Below are 22705 nucleotides of genomic sequence, written 5' to 3'. Positions count from 1 at the left end.
CAGACTCCTTGATCATTCCCCATCCGGGGCAGGGCTTGCTTGCATCGCCGCCGGCCAGTAGCGCAACGCGACGATCGGGATCAGTGCGACGACGTAAGCGAGGCAAACAAACAGATAGGTGTACTGCAAACCGTAGACCTGACTGAGCAGACCACCGGCGGAAATCCCCGCAATCGAAGCGAATTGCGCAGTGCCCTGAGCGATGCCCAGTACATGACCCTGTTGCGAGCTGTCGGCGGTCTTCGAGATCAGCGCCATCAACACCGGCGTGGTCGCACCCAGCAACACACCCCAGATGAAGTAGGCAATAACGAACACCACTGGGTTGTGGGTGACGCCTGCCACCGCAGTGAGGACGATGCAGCCGATGACCACGTAAGTCATGCGCTGCAAGGTGTCCTGCTGACCACGGTGTTCGAAATAACGCGACCACGCCGTGGCCGACAGAATGAAGCCCAGCGCCAGCAAGCCGTAGCACAGACCGACCACCGAATTGCTGACCTCGAACACCGAGCTGACATACAGCGAAAACGAGGTCTGCGGCAGCATCCGCGCCAGCAACAGAATGCCCATCACACCGAGCAGCGACAGCAATGGTGAGCCTTGCCAGAGGCTGCCGGAACGAACCGGCGCAGTTTTGTCGGCGACCACGACTTTCTTCACCGGCGGCACGTCCGGCAAGGTCACGGCGGCGATCACGGTACACACCGCACACAGCGCCGAAGCGATGATGTTGATCCAGAAGAACGTCGCGTAATCGAGGATCAAACCGCCGACCACCGCACCCAGCAGCGAGCCGACATTGGTCGAGATTTGCAGAATGGCGAACAGCCGTGCGCGCCGCGACGGCGCTTCAATGCTCACGCCGTAGGCCTGTGCCGGGGCGATATAGCCGGCAAACGCGCCTTGCAGAAAGCGCAGGATCAGAATCACCCAGATATCACTGAACAGGGCCAGCCCCAACTGGGTCAACGACAAACCGGCGAGGGCGCGGATCATCATCAACTTGTGGCCGCAGCGATCACCGATCCGGCCCCAGAATGCACTGGTGAGAATAATGCCCAGCATCGGCCCGACGTACACGGCGATGCTGGCGAAGCTGAAAAGCGACTCTGACGTCGTCAGCCCACGCAGGTGGACAGGCCAGAACGGCCCGCTCATTTCCATCGCGCCCATCGATACCAACTGGATCGCAAATAGAAGATAAATCAGGATTCTTACTCTCGAACCCTCGATGGCACCTGCTTGGGACATGAGTCAGCCTCGGTTAAACGCTAGCGAGCGGGTTGGTCAGGGTGTGTTGCAAACGATAGTTGCTGTACTGCATCAAGTGCATGCGCAACAACGAACGGGTTGGCCATGGCTCTTCGACGAACGCCTTGTGCTCGGTTTCCCACACGTCTGCCGCGACCCGGTCACGCACCGCTTCGAAGGCGAGGTCGGTTTCTTCGCGCAAGATTTGCCATAGCCGTGTGTTGTTGAAAGCGTATTCCTTGGTCAGCCACAGAGCCATTTCATGCAAGTGCGTGAGGAACGCCGCGTCGAGCACAAACATGCGCACCGGCTCGATATCACCGGAGAACACTGTCGGCAGAATACCCGGCTGCACGTGTGGTTGCAGGCTGTAACCACGGCCCTCGAGCAACGGCGCGTAAGTGCGGCCATCACCGAAATCGCGGATCAGCAGACTACGTGCTTTGCCATCCGGGGAGAACAGCACCATGGTGTTTTGCTGGTGCGCCTCAAGGCCGATGCCGTACATCAAGTAGATCGCCACCACCGGGTGAGTCACCACTTTCGCGTACTCGCGGAACCAGTTCTCGACCTGCGCAGCATTGGCGCGCACACCGTCACGTTCAATCAGGTCGGTGAACAGCGGGCGGCCGCTGCCGGGCAAACGGGTGAACAGCGACGCCACGGTAATCGGCAGGCAATCATCACGGCGTTCGAACGCTGGCGCACTGCTGCGATAGACCACGGACAAATGCCGCCCCGGGTGATCGTCCTGCGTCACCGCGTTTTTGTAACGCACACCGATTTCTTCCGGGAAGATTTCCAGGCGCTGATCGAAGCCGTTTTCCGTCTCGAGAATCTTGCTGATCACCGTGCTGATGCGCGGGCCCATGTGAATCGACTTGGCTTGCAGGCTGCGCAGTTCGCTGGTCATCCATACCGCGATGGGCAGTTTGATCAGCGGCGCGGATTCGTCCAGTACCGGCATCATTGTGCGATAGGACATGGTCGGCAGGGTTGGCAGGTCCGGACCATCGGTGATCAGGATGCCGTCGGCGATTTCCTGCGCGAAGGTTTCCAGCACGTAGGCTTGTAAATGCCAGCTGTGGATCGGCAAGGGCAGCCATTGGTTTTCGTCCAGTCCCTTGCTGTTGAGCGAGGCTTTCCATTGCGCCCATTGCGTCGGGAAGTGCTCGGCAAACCAGGCGCGGTAATCGATCACGTGCGGCATGCTTTCGCTTTTCGCGTTGTCGGCGCGCAGTGCGGCGATGCGCAGCGGCACCTGTGCGTTGAACTCGGGCGACAGTTGCTCGACCTCTTCATCGGTCAGGCCCGGGCGGGCTTTCCAGGTCGGGTAATACGGGTGACCTTCCAGTGAACCCCACTGGTCGAGAAGAATGGCGGCGTCCTTGGTTTTGGCGTGCTGGCGCAGGTAGTCGGTGAAGCTGTCGAGCCCGGCATCCTTGGTGGCCTGCTGCAGTCGGGCGTTCCAGTGCTGGCGATGCTGACGGGCGTGGGCGTCGTTGCTCAGGCTGTTTTCCATGTCGGACTTGAGCCCGGCCACGCCTTCATCGGTCGGCGCGAAGTCGAAGCTGTCGCGCAGCACATCGAGCATGTCCTGGTGGCTGGTGATGAGCTGGCGCACGCCTTCATCGGTCACCAATACCACGTCGCCGTCGTTGACCACGGTATCGGCCGGGCCTTTGGCGATGTCGGAAAAGGCCAGATGGGCGTGGCCGCCCTTGAGCGGATACGTGGCCTGGTTGCCCTCGACGGAAAAGCTCAGGGCCGCTCGGTCGAGAATGTTTTCCGCAAACAGGCAACGCACCAGACGACGCATGGCGTTTTTGCGGGAGTAGGCGATCAGTGTCTTGAAGTCATCCATATCAGTGGTCTGCTCGTCGAAAATTGAATAGAGAGATCAAGCGGCGGCGCTTGTCGTGTGCGGCCATTGGCGCGGGAAATAGTCGAGTGCCGAGTCGCGCAGGCCATTCATGTAGGCCACGCTCCACTGCAGGACTTCCTCGATGTAAGGCACCTTGAGGTCGAAACGCTTGGCCATTTCCACCAGCAGCACCAGGCCGTAGGCGACGTCTTCGTTGAAGGCGCGACTCTCGCGCTCGATCACGTAACCGGCGCGGTTGTCCGCAGCCGGCACCATCGGCGCAAGGATGTCGTTGTAGGCCTGATTGGTGCGCAGGATCGACAGCATGCTGCTCGGGTCGCGGATCTGCTCGCCGTAGGCCTCGACGATTTCCTGTTTCAGCGATTTCACCGAGGACAGGTCGATGCCCAGACGCTGGCTGATCACCGCGCACAGTTGCTGGCTTTCCTGATCCATGCGTTCAAGGAAATACGCGCCGAGTTCCGGGCATTCGGTCCACCAGCACATGCGCTGCGGGAAAATCTTGCGATGCCACTGGCCGTAGGGGCCGATGAGGCCGTAGATCACCGAGCTGTGCATGATCGGGTTGCCCGGCGTCAGGGTGATTTCCAGAAAGTGCTCGAGCATCGTCACGCACGGGCCGTAGAGCCGCGTGAGTATTTTTTCCAATTGGCGGCGCGCGGTTTGTGGCTCCCGGGCGTGGGTCGCGACGTACAACTGGCTTTTGCCGCCGCCCATTTTGATCGAACGTCCAGGGGTCAATTCGAACGCGGTGTGCGGCACATCTTTCATGCCCCAGATCACCACGTTCGGTCGATCGGGCAGGGTGGCCTCGGCCAGCCAGTCGAAACCGCAGAAGCCGGGAATGGCGCCGATGAACACCGGTTTGCTGGTGGTCAGATGCGGCGCGATGTCTTTCAGGGTTTGCGGGCGCGCATGGGCCGGCACGGTGATGATGACGATGTCGGCATCTTCCACCGCGGCTTTCGCGTCGCTGGTCACCCGATCCAGCCGGGCGCTCAGGGTCGAGCCGTCCGGCAACAAGGCCTGCATCGGCGTCTGGCGGGCGTGTTGTTCGATGACCTCCTGATTATGGGTGTGCATCGAAACCTGAACATTGGGTAGCTGCTTGAACAGGATGGCGTTGAGATGGCCGGTCCTGCCGCCACCACAGATGGCGACTTTCAACAGATTCATCGAGAGGCGTTCCTGTGTGAAGGGTGGGTCATGCGACGCTCAGTTGCAGCGGCGCGGAAACGGTGTCCAGCCAGTGGGTCTTGCCCAGCCAGGCGTCCAGTTGCGGAGCGATGCTCGGGTCGATCAGGTCGCGCTCTTGCAGCCACTTGTCGTCGAACACGGTGTGCAGGTATTTCTCGCCACCGTCGGCGATCGGCACCACGACGTTGCCGCTCAGCACGCCTTTGTGGATCAGCTCCAGTGCCTTGAAAATCGCACCACCGGTCGAGCCGCCGACCAGCAGGGCGAAGTTACGCGCGATGTAGCGGGCGGTTTCGAACGCCTGCGAATCGGTGACTTGCACGCCCAGATCGATGCAGCTGTAGTCGAGCACCAGACCCACGGTGTCGCCGGCCGGCGTACCGGTGCCGGATTGGTAGTAGGGATAGCCGGGGTGACCGAAGACGATCGAACCGGCCGGTTCCACCGCGACGGTGACGGTGTCCGGGTTGTGCACTTTCAAGCCGCGCGCAATACCGGTCATCGAACCGCCGGTGCCGACGCAGCCGACGTAGGCGCCGACCACGCCTTCAGCCTGCACGATGGTTTCGCGGACGAAATCGCTGTAGCCGCCGGCATTGGCGGCGTTATCGGACTGGTTCATGAATACCGCGCCGGGAATCTCGCTCGCCAGTTCGGCGGCCATCTGTTGGCGCTCGACCACCGCGACTTCGTCTTCGCGATAGGTGCCTTTGACGAAACGAATGTCGGCACCGAGGGCCTTCATCACGGCGATCTTGTCTTGTGCGGCGTGGTGATCGACCACGGCGATGAAATGCAGGCCGAACTCGACTGCGGCCATGGCCAGACCAATCCCGGTATTGCCCGACGACGATTCGACCACGACACCGCCGGGTTTCAGGCGACCGGACTTGAGCGCCGCCAGCACCATGTTGCGCGCCATGCGGTCTTTGATACTGCCGCCGGGGTTGTTCTTTTCAATCTTCAACAACAATCGCGCGTTGGTGTCCGGAACATCGATGCCCAACATCGGTGTATTACCAATAAGGTCAGAAACTTTATTCAAGATCATTGCAATTGTTCCCTTTAGTAGTCAGGTGAAAACGCATAGTTACCTTCCGTACAACAGGTCGCCGTCAACCGCCGGGGCAGGGGATGGCGATGAAACTCGTTTTCCAGCAAGTCCATCTGATAGCCGGCGGTGTTGATATAAATCAATAAGTCACCGGCTTGCGGTGCCGTCGAAAAGTTGATCAGGCGATGGGTAATGACGTCATCGTCCAGGCAACTATGGCCGGCGATATAAGCCTGGATCGGGGCGTGTGGCTGTTGTTTGGTACTGACAAGTATCGGATCTACCAGATATTCCGAGGCAAACCAGGTTTCGCAAGCGCTGAAACTGCTGCCCTCCACGAAGATCACGGTTTTATTGTCAGCCAATTGTTTGCTGCGCGTGACGCGAAATATTGACATGGCGGCTTGATCGACCAGACTTCGGCCGGGTTCGAGTGCGAGGGTTATATTCTGCGTCTGCAAGTAATTGGCAATCGACAAGCCCGGCGAGTGCTCGGCTTCGAGCAATAACGTCAGCCATTGCGTCGCGGTCAGTTCACTGCCGTAAGGATAATAAGCGGCGGGAACTTTCTGGTTGTAATAGTGGCTCGGGTTATTGTCATTTTGCAGGAACTGAGCGTAGGTCTCAGGCTCGACATAACGAATCGGCAAGCCGCCACCGATGTCGATCATCTGCGGATTCAAGCCCATTTCCCTGGCCGCCTCGATAAATCCGCTGACCTCACGAAAGGCCTGTGCGCGGGATTCGAATCCATAGCCGCCGAGGTGAAAATGGAAACCTTCAAAATGAAAAGGCTCAGGGTTTTCTGTCAACCGTTGCAGGCATTGCAACAGGTCTTGCGAGCCCATCCCGAATCGGCTGTTCTGACTGCTTTTCGGTCTGTAACGCAGTAGCACTCTGGTTTTCGTCGGACCTGCTTGTGTGGGGATCACACTATGCAGGTGATCGAATTCCTCCAGCGAATCCACACAAATCAATGAACCGGCGCTGATCAGCGCTTGATGGAAAACGGCTGTTTTGGCCGGTCCTGTGGCGCAGATTTTGGTGCCCGGCACACCTGCGCGCAGGGCAGCATTCAACTCGTGAATGCTCGACACATCGACGCCGATCCCCGAATTCGCTGCAGCGCCGAGCATGCTTTGCGACTTGTTGGCCTTGGCCCCGTAGAACAGGGCATGGGGAACCTGATATTGCTTCAATACGTTCAGCAGCGCTTGCGTGTTCAATTCAAACGCATGGGGCCAGACCAGATTTAACGGTGAGCCCTGTTGTTCCACCAAGTCTGCAAGTTTGTTCGGGAACTTGTTGATAAGCGTGGAAATAACCGGGTCGATCAGTGGCGTTAACATCTCCGGGTGATGAACTTTATACGGCTGCTCAACAGCAGATTTATTTGTTGTAGGCATAGTTAACCCCTGGCGTCGAAAGTTACGTCGCCATTGATAGTTCGATCACCGATTGTTATCGATGCAGGTCGTCTTTTTTGCTCGTTAGCGTCGAGCCTTTAAACGCCTGGGAGGCGGATGCCAAATGAAATCCGCTATTGGATCTGTAGCCCTGATCGTAATAAATGGTTCACAGAACAATTGCATGAGAACCCCATTCCATAAGGTTTGTGCGGATGTAATGAATGGCCGTTAGTTGCTGGCCATTGCCCTGTAGCAGCCTGTAGCTGATGTTTTAGTGACATCACTGACAGGTACTTTTGCAGATACCGATGACTTGCTTTGAAACGAGAATAGTTCCTCTTGGCGGCGTGAACAATATTGCGAACAGGAACGATTATCAAGTAAGGTTTTCAAATATTTTTCAATAACGACCTGCTTCAGGTGAATCTATGAACGTGCATTTACACGCTCAAGGACTCGTTCGTCCCGAGATTAAAAAGTCTCTTAATTGCTTGATCAATAAGGCGTTAAGGGCTGTTGCGACAAGCCCCGGAACGGCAGGCAAATCTGCCGTTGAACGGGCCTGAAAATTTTCACAAACCACGACGGGTTCACGTCAAAGGAGCAACGCCATGCAATCCGATCGACTCAGCCGCAAAGCGCCACTCTCGATCAGCTACCTGTTCGTGCCGGGCAACCGTCCCGAGCGTTTTTCCAAAGCCTGCGATGCAGGGCCGGATGCGATCATTCTCGACCTCGAGGACGCCGTACATCCGGACAGCAAAGTCGCCGCTCGCGCCGCCATCCAGGCGTGGCAGGAGAAAACACCGAGCGTTGCCTGCGAGCGGTACATTCGCCTGAACAGCGTCAGCAGCACGCTGTTTGCCGAGGATCTGAGCTGGCTCAGCGACCTGCGCTACCCCGAGCGTTGCGAGGGGATTTTCCTGCCCAAAGCCGAATGCCCCGAGGCCCTGGCACGCGTGGTCGAACGCCTGCTGGCGTGGCAACCGAAACTGGCGATCGTCGCCATCATCGAAACCGCCAAAGGCCTGCAACAGGTCGAGGCGATCGCAGCCATTTCCGGCGTGGCGCGACTGGCGTTCGGTTCGCTGGATTTCTCGCTGGACATCAACTGCAGCCAGGTGCCCGAGGCGTTTCTGTTTGCCCGCAACCGCATCGTACTGGCGTCGCGCACGGCGGATTTGCCGTCGCCAATCGATGGCGTGACGCCGGCGATCAGCGACCTGGCGGTGGTCGCCAAGGACTCGCATTACGCGCGGTCGCTGGGCTTCGGCGCCAAGCTGTGCATCCATCCCGGCCAGCTCACCACGGTGCAACGCGCCTTCCTGCCGGACTCGCGTCAATTGGCCTGGGCTGACCGCGTAATGCGGGCGGTGGCCACGGGCAGTCACGCGGTGCAAGTGGACGGCGAAATGGTCGACTTGCCGCTGATCGAACTCGCCCAGCGCCTGCTCGATATGGCCAGTCAGCATGCGCCGGTCGCCCGCGCCGATGCCTGCTGAAATCCCCGGCGAATCAGGAGATCACCATGGACCACGGTTATCAGATTGCGCTGCGACCACTGTGCGACGTGTTGCAATCGGAGCAGGTCGACCTGGCCAACGTGGCGCTGCTGCGCGAGTCGATCGTCCGCGCCGGGCATTGGCTGGAACCGATCATCGTCGAGCGTTCGCGCGGCATCGTGATGGACGGCAATCACCGTTTCACCGCGGCGTTGCAGTTGGGCTTGAGACGGGTGCCGTGCATCCAGCTCGACTACTCCGATCCACGCGTCTGTGTGCGGCATTGGCAGACCGGGCAGGCGTTCGAGGTGGCGCGAATTTTCACCACCATCGCTCGCGGCGAGATTTTTCCGTACAAGACCACCCGGCACGCGTTTGACCCTGCGTTGCCGCTGGTCGCGATCCCGCTGGAACGTCTCTACGCCTGACCCTGAGCGGGCGACAGAAAAAAACTTTACTGCGGGTGATACTTTTTCGCAGATCGACTGGCAATAGGAGTGATTACCATTTTCCCTCGATGAAAAGGATCCTCACGTCATGCCTGTTGTCAGTCGTCCTTGCGGTGAGCGGGTGTTAACACTCGCCGTGCGTACCGCCATGCTGAATTTCGTTTTGGTCGCAGGAAGCGCCAACGCTTGGGCCGCCAGCCCCGAGCAACCAGGCGTTGCCGCCGACCCGACTGCGAACGCCGCGCCGGACGCGCTGACCCTCGACACTACCAACGTCAACGCCCGTTACAACGGCGCGACTGCGTTACCGGAAACCCTCGCCGGCGGCCAGGTGGCGCGCGGTGCCCGATTGGGCATTATGGGCAACAAAGACGTGATGGACACGCCGTTCAGCGTCACCAGTTACACCGCCAAGACCCTCGCCGATCTGCAGACCGTGACCGTCGCCGACGCCTTGGAGCGCGACCCTTCGGTGCGCTCGACCGGGCAGACTGGCGGTATCGTCGATTCCTTTTTCATCCGTGGCTTCCCGATTGGCGAAGGCAACCTTGGTGAGCTGGCGTTCGACGGCGTCTACGGTGTCGCGCCGAATTACCGGGTGTTCACCGACTACGCCGAGCGCGTCGAAGTGCTCAAGGGGCCGGGCGCGCTGATGTACGGCATCTCGCCGAACAGTGGCGTCGGTGGCGTGATCAACATCGTGCCCAAGCGGCCGCTGGATGAAGACCTGACCCGGTTCACCGGCACCTATGCCTCGGACTCTCAGGTCGGTGGGCATCTGGATCTGAGCCGGCGCTTCGGTTCGGAAAACCAGTTCGGCGTGCGTTTCAACGGCAACTTGCAGGGTGGCGACACGGCGATTGACGATCAACACCGCGATCTCGGTGTCGGCGCGATCGCTTTGGATTATCGTGGCGAGCGTTTGCGCCTGAATCTCGATTACATCAGCCAGAAAGAAAGTTGGGAGGGCGCTTCGCGGCCGTTCACCATTGCGCCGGGTGTTGATGTGCCGTCTGCGCCGAACGGCCGCACCAACCTGTCGCAGGACTGGGGCTGGTCGGACACCAAAGAGCAGTCGGCCTTGCTCGGTGGCGAATATGACCTGACGGATAACGTCACCGTGTTCGCTCATGCCGGTGGTGGCAAGTCCGACGTTAAGCGCCTGTCCGATCAGGTGCCGAGAATCCTCAACGACGCCGGCGATACCAGCAACATCCCGGGTTACTACAAATTCAACGTTGATCGCTCGACGGCTGACGTCGGTATGCGTGGCGTGTTTGCCACTGGCCCGATCACTCACACCACCACGGTCATGGCGACCCGGTATCAGGATGAGCTGTCGCGCGGTATCAACAACGGCACGGCCATTCTGTCGAATATCTACCACCCGATCGACAGGCCGCAGCAGTACATCAACTCGCCCAAAGTGTTGCGCGTTTCCGAGTCGGAGCTGTCCGGCGTGGCGTTGACCGACACAATGTCGATGCTCGATGACCGCTTCCAGTTGACTCTCGGGGTACGTCGTCAGGACATCGAATCGCGTAACTACAACGCGGCCGGTGCGGTCAGTTCGAAATACAAGGACAACGCCACGAGCCCGCTGGTTGGCGTGGTGGTCAAGCCTTGGCAAGACGTTTCGCTCTACTACAATTATGTCGAAGGCTTGAGCAAGGGCGACATCGCCCCGGGCACGGCGTCCAACGCCGGCGAAACCTTTGCCCCGTACGAATCCAAGCAGCACGAGATTGGCGTCAAGTACGAGCACGGCACGTTCATGACCACGTTGGCGTTGTTCCAGATCGAGAAACCGAGTGGCGAAGTCGGTGCCGACAACGTGTTCTCGGTGCAGGCCGAGCAACGTAACCGTGGTATCGAGTTGAGCATGTTCGGCGAAGTGGCACCGGGCACTCGCCTGATGGGCGGTGTGACGGTGCTCGACGGCGAACTGACCGATTCGGCGACCAAGGCCAATCGCGGCAACAAACCGGTTGGCGTGCCGGATGTGCAAGCCAACCTCTGGGCCGAATGGGACACGCCATGGCTTGAAGGCTTCACCCTTACCGGCGGGGCGATCTACACCGACAGCCAGTACGTCAACCAGGCCAACACTCAGGAACTGGATGCCTGGACCCGCTTCGACGCCGGCGCGCGTTATGCGACAAAAATCGAAGGCCGGCCAACGACGTTCCGCGCCACGGTGCAGAACGTGTTCGATCGTGAGTACTGGTCGGGCGTGGCGTCCTATGGCGCGTTCTCTCCGGGTTACCCGCGGACCTTGCAGCTGTCGGCCACGGTCGATTTCTGACGGGGCGGGAAGGGCGGCGCTGTCGTCACCTTCTATATAGAAAGTCACGATCACGTTGCCTGTCCGACACGTGGTCGGCAGGCGGGAAGCAGCTGCAACCCGCCTGAACATTTCAGAAAGGGAGTATTCGCCATGTTTAACCACCCAGGCGTTGGCGCTGTAAACGCACCTTCAGCGTTTCGGGCAGCGAACAACCCATTGGCCTTTGAGTTTGATCGCAGCGCCAATACGCATATTCGCGAACTGCTGCGCCACTTCGGACTGCGCACCAGCCTGATCCGCTTCAAAGTCATCAATGCACTGGTGGTGGCCGGCCGCGACGGGCATGGGATTGGAGTGAATGGCGTGCATACGTTTGTCGAGTCTTCATCGCCCGAACTGTCGTTCGTCAGCGTGCGTGAAGTGCTCAAGCGTCTGGGTGAAGAGGGGCTGATCGTGCTTGGGAGTGACAAGACCTACCGATTTTCCTCTGAGGCCATGGAATTGCTGCAGCAACACACCGATCATCTGTAGGCGCTGCCGAGCGCCTACAGAGTCCCCGTGTATTTCACCGCGGCGGCCGCTCGCGAGGGCACGTTCAGCGTGCGTAATAAAGAAGACACATGAATGCGTACCGTGAACGGGGAGATATCCAGTTCGCGGGCAATTTCCTTGTTGGTCTTGCCTTGGGCGATCAAGCGCAGCACCTCCTGCTGACGAGGCGTGAGGGCGGCGCCGGTTTCCAGTGGCAGCAAGCCTGATGGCGCGAACTTCACCAGCACTTCACCTTCGCGAATCGCCAGAATCGCCTGACCGATTTCATCGGGGGAGATGTTCTTGCCGATAAAGCCGTCGATACCGGCGGCCATGACTTCGCTGATCAACGCCTCATCATCGATCATCGACACCACAATCAGCGTGGTACGCGGCAGGCGCCGACGCAGTTCGCCGAGCTGGCTGACACAGGTGAGTCCGGGAAAACGCAGGTCGAGAATCAATGTGTCCGGCTCATCACCCAACGGCAGCAGCGCCAGCACGGCGTCGAGATCGCCGGCTTCGTCGATAAGGGCGTCGGGAAGCAAACGTTGAACTGTGCGCAGCATCGCTTCGCGAAACAGTGGGTGATCGTCGGCTATGATAATTCGGCAGGTCATGGCGTGACCCTCCTTGGGTCAGGCGTTGCTCAAGGTCTGCACATTAGCACCGAGAGCAAGGGTTGCCTGTAGGCTGCTTCTGAATCTGACGATTGCCGCACAAGGACGTTTCCCGTGAAGTTCGAGAAAAACACCGAACTCGACCAGGCCAATCTGCGCATTATCATCGCCGCTATTGCCGTGGTTTACATGCTCGTCCTCGGTTTTTTGCCGGGGCAGCGCTTCGATACGTATTTGCCGGTGGTCACATATATCTGCCTGTTTTTACTGGCCTCGATAGTGCTGCGCCAAGCGATTGTGCGCTGGCCCGGGCATTACCCGGCGCGGCGGATCTTCGCCATGATCCACGATTACACCGGCACCTGCTTTGGCCTGGTGGTCGGTGGTGAGGCGGCATTGCCGCTGTACGCGGTGATTATCTGGGTCAACCTCGGCAACGGTATGCGCTATGGCTCGCGCTATCTGGCGATCGCCACGGCGCTGGCGTTGCTGTCGCTGCTGTGTGTCTATCGGCTGACACCGGCGTGGCAGGCTCAGCCGTTCATGGTGTTGATGCTGATGATTACCAGCACGGTGATCCCGTTTTACGCGCATTTGTTGCTGGAGCGTACGCGCAAGGCCTCCGAAGAAGCGGTGGCGGCGAATCTGGAAAAATCGCGGTTTCTCGCCCAGGCCAGTCATGATCTGCGCCAGCCGATTCACTCCATCGGTCTGTTTACCGCGTGCCTGCGGGAATCGCGGTTGGGCGATGAGGAGCGACGTCTGGTCGACAACATCGACCGTTCGTTGCTCAACGTCTCGCAGTTGTTCCGCTCGATTCTCGATCTGTACACCCTCGACAACGGCCGGGTTCTGCCCAAACTGCAAACTTTCAATTTAGGTGAATGGCTCGCGGATCTGATTCGTCAGAACGCCGAAGCGGCGCGTTGGGCTGGCGTGGAGCTGCGGTTTCGCCCCTGCGAATACTGGGTGTGCAGCGATCCGGCGTTGCTCGCGACCATGGTGCAGAACGTGCTTTCCAACTGCTTCAAATACGGTGCGCATCGGCCGGTTTTGATCGGCGTGCGTCGGCGCGGGGCAGGGCTGGCCATTGTGATTTATGACCAAGGCAACGGAATTGCCGAAGAGCATCTGGCCAAGGTGTTCGAAGAGTTTTATCGGGTGCGGCAAGTGCGTGACAAAGACGTCGAAGGCGTGGGGTTGGGGCTGTCGATCGTCAAGCGCCTGGGGGAGTTGATTGGTGTGGGCGTTACTCTGCGCTCGCGGCTCGGGCGGGGAACAGCGGTGACTTTGTACGGCTTGCCGATCACCGCGTCGCCGCAGGCAACGGTCAATCGGGATGAAGCACGTCAGGTCGGTTTACTGACCGGGTTGAAGGTGTGTCTGGTGGAGGATGATCGCAACGTATTGCTCGCGACTTCGGCGCTATTGGAGCGTTGGGGCTGTGTGGTTCAAGCTGAACTGAGCGGGCGGGATTTGATGACTGACTGCGACATCATCGTCGCCGATTATGACCTCGGCACCCACGCCACTGGCATCGAATGCATCGACGATGTGCGTAAACAACGGGGCTGGGCAGTACCGGCAATGATCATCACCGGACACGACGTCGAAAAAATCCAGGCCGCGCTACATGACCGCCAGATTGCCATTCTGTCCAAACCGGTGCGCCCGGCCGAACTGCGCGCAACTTTGCGAGCCTTGCGCGATCACCAACCGCAAACCCAAGCCTTGTAGGAGCTGCGGCACGCTGCGATCTTTTGATCTTCTTTTCAGGATCAAAATCAAAAGATCGCAGCCTCGTTGCACTCGACAGCTCCTACAGGGTCAAGCGTCTAGCGCTTGCACAGGTAATCCTGGGTGATGGTGGTTTGCAGGCAGTTGTACTGGCCCATGGTGCGGCAGATGTTTTTTTCGGAGCCGGTGACCTCGGCGTTTTTGTAGCCCCAGGTCTTGCAGCGTTGCGCGGCGACGGTCAGGCCTTGTTCGGCGCTGGTCTGGCCGCTTTCGAACTGGCCCAGTTCATAGGAGACCTGGACGACGCCATCGTTTTTGCTGCCGCCAGTGGCTTCCCATTGTTTCGGCGTGGCGCAGCCAGTGAGGAACAGGGCGCTGAGGGTGAGTGTTGCGATCAGGGTTTTCATGGTGTGTCTTCCTTGGTGTTGTTCTGATTTCCAGGCACAACGATCCCGCACGCTGCGAGCAGGCAACGTTGAGGAACATCGAGGGGTGCGGGGGAATATAACGCCAGCTGACAGGGCGGTCGATTAGCACAAATGTGCTAGTGCAGTAGGGGGGTCGACGGGTGTTAGGCGCTTCTCTTCCTGCCCGATTCGGGCAAAGCTCGAATCAGTCTAAAAACACTGACCCGCGTCGGCGAGCCTTTGCTAGGCTCATAGATGTAGGCGAAGACGCAGACTGATGCGCAATCGGATAGCAAGGGGGCGTGGGGCGCGCTCCGAAAGGTACACGGTTAGAAAGATCTCCGCGCTGAGATCCAGCCCTTATGCCGTGTGAAGCAGCCGAGGCCGTACCTTTTCAATTTGGCCCGGTACTGTGGGAAGCCCGATAAACCTTGTAAGCCAGAGACCAGCACTGGCCGCCTACTCGAACACCAAAGCCCGCTTCATGCGGGCTTTGTCGTTCCTGCAAGGTCAGATCGATTGCAGCGCCTGCGCCAGATCGGCGCGCAGGTCTTCGACGTCTTCGACGCCCACCGATAGACGCACCAGACCGTCGCCGATCCCCAGTTTCGCCCGGGTATCAGCCGGAATGGTCGCGTGGGTCATGATCGCCGGGTGCTCGATCAGGCTTTCCACGCCACCGAGACTTTCCGCCAAGGCGAAGATCTTCACGTTCTCAAGGAAGCGCCGCGCACCGTCCAGATCACTGTTCAGATCCACGGAAATCATCCCGCCGAAACCGCGCATCTGGCGCTTGGCCAATTCATGCTGCGGATGCGAAGCCAGCCCCGGATAGTAGACGCGTTTGACCTGCGGCTGCTGTTCGAGCCACTGCGCCAGATCCAGTGCGTTGCTGCAATGACGCTCCATGCGCAGTGCCAAAGTTTTCACCCCGCGCAGGGTGAGAAATGCATCGAACGGCCCGGCAATCGCACCGACCGCGTTCTGCAAGAAGCCCAGCTTCTCGGCCAGTTCTTCGTTCTGGCCGACCACGGCGATCCCACCGATCACATCGGAGTGGCCGTTCAAATACTTGGTGGTCGAGTGCAGCACGATGTCGAAACCCAACTCCAGCGGCCGCTGGATATACGGGCTGGCAAAGGTGTTGTCGGCCACGCTGATGATCCCGCGTGCACGGCAGATACGGGCGATAGCGGCGAGGTCCGACAGGCTAAGCAGCGGGTTGGTCGGTGACTCGACAATCACCAGGCGAGTGTCGTCCTGTAGCGCCGCTTCGAACGCCGCCAGGTCAGTCAGATCGACGTAGCTGAAACGGTGTCCGGCACTGCGCTGACGGACCTTGTCGAACAAGCGGAACGTGCCGCCGTACAAGTCATTGCCGGAGATGACGTGCGAACCGGCATCGATCAGTTCGAGCACCGTGGAAATCGTTGCCAGCCCGGAAGCAAAGGCAAACGCCTGGGTGCCGCCTTCCAGGTCCGCCACGCAACGTTCAAGGGCAAAACGCGTCGGGTTGTGCGAGCGGCCGTAGTCGAAACCCTTGTGCACACCGGGGCTGTCTTGCAGGTACGTGGAGTTGGCGTAAATCGGCGGCATCAGCGCGCCGGTGGTCGGGTCAGGCGTCTGCCCGGCGTGGATCACCCGGGTCGCGAAGCCTTGGGATTTATCGTCGTGCTGACTCATGCAAGGGATCTCCGTAATTGGTTGAGCATGTCGGTGCGGGTGATCAGGCCATGGAAGCCCGATGCATCGGCAATGATCGCGACGAGACCACGGCTGAGCACCGCTTCCAGCTCGGAAAGACTGGCGCCGGGGGCAAGGGTTTGCAGCTTGTCGGTCATCACGCTGGACACCGATTGGCTGAAACGGGAAGCGTCTTCGTGCACCGGCAGCAGGATGTCCGACTCGTCGATCACGCCAACCAGTTGCTTGCCTTCCACCAGCACCGGCAACTGCGAAACATCGGCCAGGCGCATGCGCTGGAACGCAGTCAGCAGGGTGTCGCCGGGGCCGACACTGATCACGCGGCCATCTTCGAAACGCCGGGCGATCAGGTCACGCAGATCGCCGTAGCCCTTGCGCTGCAACAGGCCCTGATCGGTCATCCACTGGTCGTTATAGACCTTCGACAGATAGCGCGTACCAGTGTCGCAGACAAAACTCACCACGCGTTTCGGCTCGGTCTGTTCACGGCAATAACGCAGCGCCGCCGCGAGCAGGGTGCCGGTCGACGAGCCGCCGAGAATACCCTCGGCCTTGAGCAACTGGCGGGCGTGATCGAAGCTCTCTTCATCGCTGATCGAGTAGGCGTGGCGCACGCTGGAGAGGTCGGTAATCGATGGAATAAAGTCTTCACCAATGCCTTCCACCGCCCATGAACCGGGCGTCGGCATCGTGCCGTCGCGGCTGTATTGCGCCATGACCGAACCGACCGGGTCAGCGAGGACCATTTCCAGATCCGGTTGCACGCGCTTGAAGAAGCGGCTCAGGCCGGTCAGCGTACCGGCCGAACCGACACCGACGACGATCGCGTCCAGGTCATGTTCGGTCTGCGCCCAGATCTCCGGCGCGGTGCTGCATTCGTGGGCCAGCGGGTTGGCCGGGTTGTTGAACTGGTCGGCGAAAAATGCGCCGGGAATGTCTTTCGCCAAACGCGCGGCGACGTCCTGGTAGTACTCGGGATGACCCTTGCCGACGTCGGAGCGGGTGATGTGCACCTCGGCGCCCATGGCCTTCAAGTGCAGGACTTTCTCGGTGGACATTTTGTCCGGCACCACCAGCACCACGCGATAGCCTTTGGCGCGGCCAACCAGTGCCAGGCCCAGGCCGGTGTTGCCGGCGGTGGCTTCAACGATGGTGCCGCCGGGTTGCAGACGACCATCACGCTCGGCGGCGTCGATCATCGCCAGACCGATGCGGTCCTTGATCGAGCCACCGGGGTTCTGCGATTCGAGTTTGAGAAACAGCGTGCAAGGCCCGGTGTCGAAGCGGGTGACTTGCACAAGCGGAGTGTTGCCTATCAGCCCAAGTACGGCAGGGCGTGATTCCTTTGACATTTCTTCACCTCTTGGTGGTGTTGATCGCGTTCCAATCGCGGGGAAAAGACTCGCGTGCAACATAGGCTCAGACATCGGCTGTCGCAACCTTTAGTCGGTCGCAAATACAGCCATTTCGATCTAACGATAGATCGAAATCAAAGACTTGCCGGGACGGGTTTGAGTGCGTTTACACAGAGGCGTCATTGAGTTTTCAAAGGGCGTCTTCCCGGCCACGAGCGGCTTGATTTGCGAAGCAATATCCTGCAGCGAAAACCGTCCGGAAGATTTCACATCGCGCAGTTATCGGCTGCCGGAGATGGTAGCGGGTCAGCCAATGAAGGTGTTGACCCTGCCGGGGCATGACATTCAGGTTCGGGGAATTTCCATGGCAGCGCAGGGTAGGGTGTTGTTACTCTGACCGGCCGCAATCGAGGCGTTTGCACTACATGAGTCATCAACCGATCATTCAGGCCGTGTCTGAAGCAGACATTGGCGAGGTGCTGAATTTTGTTCTGGCGGCCCGTGCCGAGCTTTTTCCCAAGCTCAGCGCAACGGGTATGCCAGACGATCTGGCGCGTTTCGCCGAGGTTTATCTGGGTGGGAAAGGGCGTTTTCTGATTGCTCGCCAGCAAGGGCAGATCGTCGCGTCCATCGGTTATCTGCCTTACGACCGACGCTTCCCGCGCCTTGCCTGGCCTGACCGTAACGTGGTGGAAATCGTCCGCCTGTTCGTCCTGCCCTCGCAGCGACGCTCAGGGCTGGCCGGCGCGCTGTATCGAACACTCAAGGAAATGGCGCTCGCCGACGGGGTCGAGCTGATCTACCTGCACACTCATCCGTTTCTGCCGGGGGCCATCCAGTTCTGGCAGCGGCAGGGCTTCGAGATTATCGAGGTCGACGCTGACCCGGTCTGGCAGACGACGCACATGCAGGATGTCATGAGTGGAATCGAAGAATCTGCGCCCCATCAAACGGGTCCGTCAGATAGTGCGCCCTGACCCCGAAAGTGTCCTGTAACCGCTGCGGTGTCAGCACTTCCAACGGCGCACCCAACGCCACCAGTCGACCCCGTTCCAACACCGCCAGACGATCGCATTTCAACGCCTGATTGAGATCATGCAGTGCGATCAGCGTGGTCACCGGCAAGGCCTGCACCACGTTGAGAATGGTCAGTTGATGCTGGATGTCGAGGTGGTTGGCCGGTTCGTCCAGCAATAGAATCTGCGGTCGTTGCGCCAATGCCCGAGCGATGTGTACCCGTTGCCGTTCACCCCCCGACAAGCTGCGCCACAGGCGTGTGCGCAGGTGCATCGCATCAACGTCAGTCAACGCCTGCTCGACGATGGCGTCGTCCACCTGCGACCACGGTTGCAGCGCCGACAGCCAGGGCGTGCGCCCCAACGCCACCGCATCGAACACGCGAATGCCGTCATCGGTGTCGGCCTGTTGTTCGACCACTGCCAGTTTTTGCGCAATGCTGCGCCGGGCCATTTTGCCCAAGCGCTGACCTTCAAGCAGCACCTCGCCAGCGCTCGGTTCGCGCAACCCGGCCAGCAGTTTGAGCAGGGTGGATTTCCCCGAACCGTTCGGCCCGACGATGCCCAGGGTTTCGCCGCGCCGAACTTCAAGGCTGACACCGTTGAGCAACTCGGCGCCGCGCACTTTGAAGCTCAGACCAGAACAACTCAAAACGCTGTTCATCGCGCGGACCTGCGGCCAACCAGAATCAAGGCAAACACTGGCGCCCCGACCAGTGCGGTAATCACCCCGACCGGAATCACCTGACCTTTGATCAGCGTGCGCGACAGCACGTCGGCGGCAATCAAAAACACCGCGCCGCCCAACGCACTGGCCGGCAACAGGCGTGCATGCCCGGTGCCAAGCAACAGACGCGCGGCGTGGGGAATCACCAGGCCGACAAAACCGATCGAACCGACAATCGACACCATCACCGCCGTCACCAGCGCCGCACAACCAATCAGCAGAATCTGCACGCGTCGCACCGGAATGCCGAGGGATGCCGCCGAATCCGCACCAAAGGTAAACGCATCCAGCGCCCGCCGATGCCACAGACACACAACCAACCCCAACACGGCCACCGGCACCGCCAGCCACACCGACGGCCAGCGCACGCCGCCGAGATTGCCCAGCAGCCAGAACATGATCCCGCGTGCCTGTTCAGAGCTGGCCGAGCGGGTGATTAAAAACGCCGTCAGCGCATTGAACAGTTGCGAACCCGCGATCCCTGCAAGAATGATTTGCCCGGTGCCGCTGGCGGAGCCGCTTACGCGCGCCAGCAAAATCACCAGCACGAACGCGGTGACTGCACCGGCGAAAGCTCCGACTGACAGCGAGATGAGCCCGGCGCCAACACCGAGCAACGCCACCATCACCGCACCGGTCGAAGCCCCGGCAGAAATCCCCAGCAGATACGGATCGGCCAAAGGGTTGCGCAACAACGACTGCAAAATCACCCCGCACGTGGCCAACCCGGCACCGCACGCCGCCGCGACCAGTGCGCGGGTCAGGCGGTAGTTCCAGACGATGCCTTCATCGATAGGATCCAGTGCGTATCCGGCGCCCCACAATTTGTTCGCCAGCACTTGCACTACCACGCCCGGTTCAATCGAGGTTTCGCCGATGGCCACGCCAGCGACCACTGCAATCAACAGTGTGGCCAAGGCCAATAACGTACGGATCAGGCTGGCACTCATTGCGACAGGTCATAGCCGTTGATGGCCGTGGCCAGTTGCTCGATGCCATCGAACATGCGCAGGCTGGCCTGCATGGCCATGGCGTCGAGAATGATGATGCGGTTGTGCTTTACCGCATCCATGTTGCGCGTCACCGGGTCGCTGCGCAGGAAGGCGAGTTTCTTTTCATAGTCGTCAGCGGGGAAGCGGCGACGGTCCATGCGCGCGATGACGAGGAAGGTCGGATTGGCTTTGACGATGGTTTCCCAGCCAACCGTTGGCCACTCTTCATCGGACTGCACGACGTTGCGCACGCCGAGGGTGCTAAGCATGAGATCGGGAACGCCTTTGTGCCCGGCCACGAATGGCTCGATGTCCATTTGTGCGCTGGAGAACCAGACCAGCGCGCTGGCGTCCTTGAGCTGTTTGCCTTGGGCGGTGGCTATCGAACGCGCGAGGCTGGCCTTGAGTTCATCATTGAGCTGCTGGCCACGCTCCTGCACATCAAAGATCTGCGCCAGTTGGCTCACGCTCTTGTAAATCGTCTCGATGCGAAACGGTGCGAGCCGCGTGCCGTCGGCGCCGACGAGGTTGTCCTTGGCTTCGCAATCGGAAGGCAGCAGGTAGGTCGGAATCTTCAGTTCATGAAACTGCTCGCGAGTACCCACGGCACCCTGTGGGCCGACCATCCATTCCAGCTCCACGGCGACCAGTTCCGGGCGCTTGCCGATCACCGATTCGAAACTCGGCTCGTTATCGGCCAGACGCTCGATCTTGTCGTTCTGTGCCTTGTATTTATCCAGCACATTGTTGAACCACAGCGAAGTACCGACGACTTTGTCGCCCAGGCCCATGGCGTAGAGCATTTCCGTGCCGGCCTGGCCGATGGTCACGGTGCGCGTCGGGGCGTGCTGGAAGGTCAGGCTGCTGCCGCAGTTTTCGATCGTCAGCGGATAGACCGTCGGTGCCGCATGCGCCATGGCGCCAAGGCTCAGGCCGGTGATGAGGGTGGCGATGCGGGGCAGCAGCATGGGGCAGTCTCCAAGGGAACCGTACGGGGAGCGGGAGAGTACGGTCTGGAAACACACCATCGAACGCGGTCAGGAAAACAGCGCAAGGCCGGGCAGCCAACGAAGACGCGCACGGCACGATGTCCTTCCCGGACACCCCGCCGGTTAGTAATCACTGTGTCGGCAGGTCTCCTGACTGATGCGTCATCGCCTTGCTCCAGCCTTCCCGGGATTTACCCAGTGGCCGTTGTGGAGCAGGCTCGGCACCTACAGTTGCGGGGGCAGTTCCGATCAATGCTGTGCAAGCACCTCGGATTCCCTATTAGTCCCCTTCGGGAACCGACGGCGGCATGGTAGTCGATCGAGCCGCTGAAGGGGAGACGAATCTGCCGTGGCGAGGATCAGTGCTGGCTCATCAAACCGTGCAACACGCCCAGACGCAGACCCGGTTCCGACGGCAGCATCTGCGCAATGCCGAACACTTTGAACGCCGCCAGCATCAACACCAGACCGCCGGGGAGAATGCTTTGGCGATGCGCTTGCAGGCCGGCGAGCTTGAGCTGTTGCACGTTGTTCACCTTCAACAGCAGCAGCGACAGGCGCAGCAGTCCGCCGTAGGTAATGCCGTCCTGACCGTAGTCGTTGAGGCGATTGGTCTTGAGCACTTTGGCCAGCATGCGCGCAGTGCCGGAAGAACCGATGGTCTGCTGCCAGCCCTGCGCACGATAGCGCCGGGCAACCTTTTCAAACTGCAGAATGGCGAAGCGTTCGGCCTCCTGTAGCGCCCCGGCAGACACGTCACCGCCGCGAAAGAACCGCGTGCTCAACGTGCCGCTGCCGATGGCGATGCTTTCGGTGAGTAACGGGTGTGAGCCTTGGCCGAGGATCAGCTCGGTGGAACCGCCGCCGATGTCGACCACCAGGCGCAGGTCTTCAGCGCTCGGCAAGGCATGGGTCACGCCGGCGTAGACCAGCCGCGCCTCTTCATGGCCGCAAATGACGTCGATGGGAAAGCCCAGATGCCGCTCGGCACTGGCCAGAAACAGTTGCGCGTTGTTCGCCTCACGCACCGCACTGGTCGCCACCGCACGGACTCGGCCGGCCTCGAAGCCGCGCAGCTTTTTGCCGAACCGCGCCAACGCCTGCCAGCCGCGATCCAGTGCCAACGCATCCAGCGCTCCGCCATCAAAACCTTCAGCGAGGCGCACCGGTTCACGCAGGGTTTTCACTTCCTGAATCTGCAGACCTTTTCGACTGCGCACTGACTGGCCGATCATCAGGCGAAAGGCATTCGAACCCAGGTCGATGGCGGCAAACAGCGAGGCGTCGTCTTTCATGGGAATCCTTGCAGAGCATCCGTCGCGAGGCTCAAGACGGTTTGCGAGGATTCTGCCGTGATCTTGATGACATCCTGATGACGGGGCAGGGGCGGTTCAATGAATTTGCGGCTGTCATGACACTGTCATTATTCGGCGTCTATGCTGAGGCCAATACATCGCGTGTTCTTAAAGTTTTTGCTGCCGGTTTTGGCAGCTTTTTTTTGCCCGCGATTTGGCTGTTGATCGTTCCCACGCTCCGCGTGGGAATGCCTCTAGGGCCGCTCCGCGTCCAATGACGCGGAGCGTCACGGGC

The 22705-nt window shown here is 60.0% G+C and carries 20 protein-coding genes and 1 riboswitch; of the genes, 7 read left to right on the top strand and 13 right to left on the bottom strand.

Features of this window, described 5'->3' with window-relative positions; all coding sequences use genetic code 11:
• Nucleotides 1-12 precede the first annotated feature (12 nt).
• Genes ACW9IR_RS03250 through ACW9IR_RS03230 form a run of 5 tightly spaced genes read right to left on the bottom strand, consistent with a single transcriptional unit; the run spans nt 13 to nt 6796 of the window.
• Nucleotides 13-1254, bottom strand: coding sequence for an MFS transporter (locus ACW9IR_RS03250; protein WP_457461615.1), 1242 nt, complete (start codon nt 1252-1254; stop codon nt 13-15).
• 13 nt (nt 1255-1267) lie between these two features.
• Nucleotides 1268-3118: an IucA/IucC family protein gene (locus ACW9IR_RS03245; RefSeq protein ID WP_457461613.1), complete on the bottom strand. Its 1851-nt coding sequence runs from the start codon at nt 3116-3118 to the stop codon at nt 1268-1270.
• 36 nt (nt 3119-3154) lie between these two features.
• Entirely contained in the window at nt 3155-4315 is a 1161-nt protein-coding gene (locus tag ACW9IR_RS03240) for an NAD/NADP-dependent octopine/nopaline dehydrogenase family protein (protein WP_102902136.1), read from the bottom strand.
• 28 nt (nt 4316-4343) lie between these two features.
• Nucleotides 4344-5387: a PLP-dependent cysteine synthase family protein gene (locus ACW9IR_RS03235; RefSeq protein ID WP_457461611.1), complete on the bottom strand. Its 1044-nt coding sequence runs from the start codon at nt 5385-5387 to the stop codon at nt 4344-4346.
• 14 nt (nt 5388-5401) lie between these two features.
• Entirely contained in the window at nt 5402-6796 is a 1395-nt protein-coding gene (locus tag ACW9IR_RS03230) for a Y4yA family PLP-dependent enzyme (protein ID WP_457461609.1), read from the bottom strand.
• Nucleotides 6797-7410: 614 nt separating this feature from the next.
• On the opposite strand from ACW9IR_RS03230, the gene ACW9IR_RS03225 reads away from it, so the two are divergent.
• From ACW9IR_RS03225 to ACW9IR_RS03210, 4 genes are all read left to right on the top strand, one after another.
• Complete coding sequence (locus ACW9IR_RS03225; protein ID WP_102902138.1) at nt 7411-8301, top strand: HpcH/HpaI aldolase/citrate lyase family protein; 891 nt, start codon at nt 7411-7413, stop codon at nt 8299-8301.
• A 26-nt stretch (nt 8302-8327) separates the two neighbouring features.
• On the top strand, nt 8328-8729 hold the full coding sequence (locus ACW9IR_RS03220; RefSeq protein WP_457461606.1) for a transcriptional regulator: 402 nt from the start codon (nt 8328-8330) through the stop codon (nt 8727-8729).
• Between the two features lie 109 nt (nt 8730-8838).
• Nucleotides 8839-11055, top strand: coding sequence for a TonB-dependent receptor (locus tag ACW9IR_RS03215; RefSeq protein WP_457461604.1), 2217 nt, complete (start codon nt 8839-8841; stop codon nt 11053-11055).
• A gap of 132 nt (nt 11056-11187) precedes the next feature.
• The gene (locus ACW9IR_RS03210; protein WP_095120391.1) at nt 11188-11568 is read left to right on the top strand and encodes a fe2+ zn2+ uptake regulation protein; all 381 of its coding nucleotides are present in this window, start codon (nt 11188-11190) and stop codon (nt 11566-11568) included.
• A 14-nt stretch (nt 11569-11582) separates the two neighbouring features.
• Here the strand turns inward: ACW9IR_RS03210 and ACW9IR_RS03205 are convergent, their stop codons facing one another.
• Entirely contained in the window at nt 11583-12188 is a 606-nt protein-coding gene (locus ACW9IR_RS03205; RefSeq protein ID WP_457461602.1) for a LuxR C-terminal-related transcriptional regulator, read from the bottom strand.
• A gap of 114 nt (nt 12189-12302) precedes the next feature.
• Between ACW9IR_RS03205 and ACW9IR_RS03200 the strand changes: the two genes are divergently transcribed.
• Entirely contained in the window at nt 12303-13925 is a 1623-nt protein-coding gene (locus ACW9IR_RS03200; RefSeq protein WP_457461600.1) for an ATP-binding response regulator, read from the top strand.
• Between the two features lie 98 nt (nt 13926-14023).
• Here the strand turns inward: ACW9IR_RS03200 and yecR are convergent, their stop codons facing one another.
• The 3 genes from yecR to ACW9IR_RS03185 form a co-directional block, all read right to left on the bottom strand.
• Nucleotides 14024-14332 (bottom strand): YecR family lipoprotein, encoded by a 309-nt coding sequence (gene yecR, locus ACW9IR_RS03195; RefSeq protein WP_007918065.1) that lies wholly within the window; start codon nt 14330-14332, stop codon nt 14024-14026.
• A 510-nt stretch (nt 14333-14842) separates the two neighbouring features.
• Complete coding sequence (locus ACW9IR_RS03190) at nt 14843-16015, bottom strand: cystathionine gamma-synthase (protein WP_457461597.1); 1173 nt, start codon at nt 16013-16015, stop codon at nt 14843-14845.
• On the bottom strand, nt 16012-17388 hold the full coding sequence (locus ACW9IR_RS03185; protein WP_102902145.1) for a pyridoxal-phosphate dependent enzyme: 1377 nt from the start codon (nt 17386-17388) through the stop codon (nt 16012-16014). The genes ACW9IR_RS03190 and ACW9IR_RS03185 overlap by 4 nt, the downstream gene beginning before the upstream one ends.
• A 428-nt stretch (nt 17389-17816) precedes the next feature.
• Between ACW9IR_RS03185 and ACW9IR_RS03180 the strand changes: the two genes are divergently transcribed.
• Nucleotides 17817-18368, top strand: coding sequence for a GNAT family N-acetyltransferase (locus ACW9IR_RS03180; protein ID WP_186614424.1), 552 nt, complete (start codon nt 17817-17819; stop codon nt 18366-18368).
• Here the strand turns inward: ACW9IR_RS03180 and ACW9IR_RS03175 are convergent.
• The 4 genes from ACW9IR_RS03175 to ACW9IR_RS03160 form a co-directional block, all read right to left on the bottom strand.
• The gene (locus ACW9IR_RS03175; RefSeq protein ID WP_457461595.1) at nt 18307-19071 is read right to left on the bottom strand and encodes an ABC transporter ATP-binding protein; all 765 of its coding nucleotides are present in this window, start codon (nt 19069-19071) and stop codon (nt 18307-18309) included. The genes ACW9IR_RS03180 and ACW9IR_RS03175 overlap by 62 nt on opposite strands.
• Nucleotides 19068-20072, bottom strand: coding sequence for a FecCD family ABC transporter permease (locus tag ACW9IR_RS03170; protein WP_176470075.1), 1005 nt, complete (start codon nt 20070-20072; stop codon nt 19068-19070). Before ACW9IR_RS03170 ends, ACW9IR_RS03175 begins: the two co-directional genes overlap by 4 nt.
• An 8-nt stretch (nt 20073-20080) precedes the next feature.
• On the bottom strand, nt 20081-21094 hold the full coding sequence (locus ACW9IR_RS03165; RefSeq protein WP_457461593.1) for an ABC transporter substrate-binding protein: 1014 nt from the start codon (nt 21092-21094) through the stop codon (nt 20081-20083).
• A gap of 144 nt (nt 21095-21238) precedes the next feature.
• Nucleotides 21239-21432: riboswitch (cobalamin riboswitch) on the bottom strand.
• A 42-nt stretch (nt 21433-21474) separates the two neighbouring features.
• Entirely contained in the window at nt 21475-22410 is a 936-nt protein-coding gene (locus tag ACW9IR_RS03160) for a Ppx/GppA phosphatase family protein (RefSeq protein WP_457461591.1), read from the bottom strand.
• An 8-nt stretch (nt 22411-22418) separates the two neighbouring features.
• Between ACW9IR_RS03160 and ACW9IR_RS03155 the strand changes: the two genes are divergently transcribed.
• Nucleotides 22419-22688, top strand: a complete 270-nt coding sequence (locus ACW9IR_RS03155) for a hypothetical protein (protein ID WP_457461589.1) — start codon at nt 22419-22421, stop codon at nt 22686-22688.
• The last annotated feature ends 17 nt before the right edge of the window (nt 22689-22705 follow it).

The organism is Pseudomonas sp. SDT291_1_S447 (assembly GCF_054070155.1).
The sequence above is the reverse complement of the archived record's forward strand: the minus strand, read 5'-3'. Positions and strand labels throughout refer to the sequence as shown.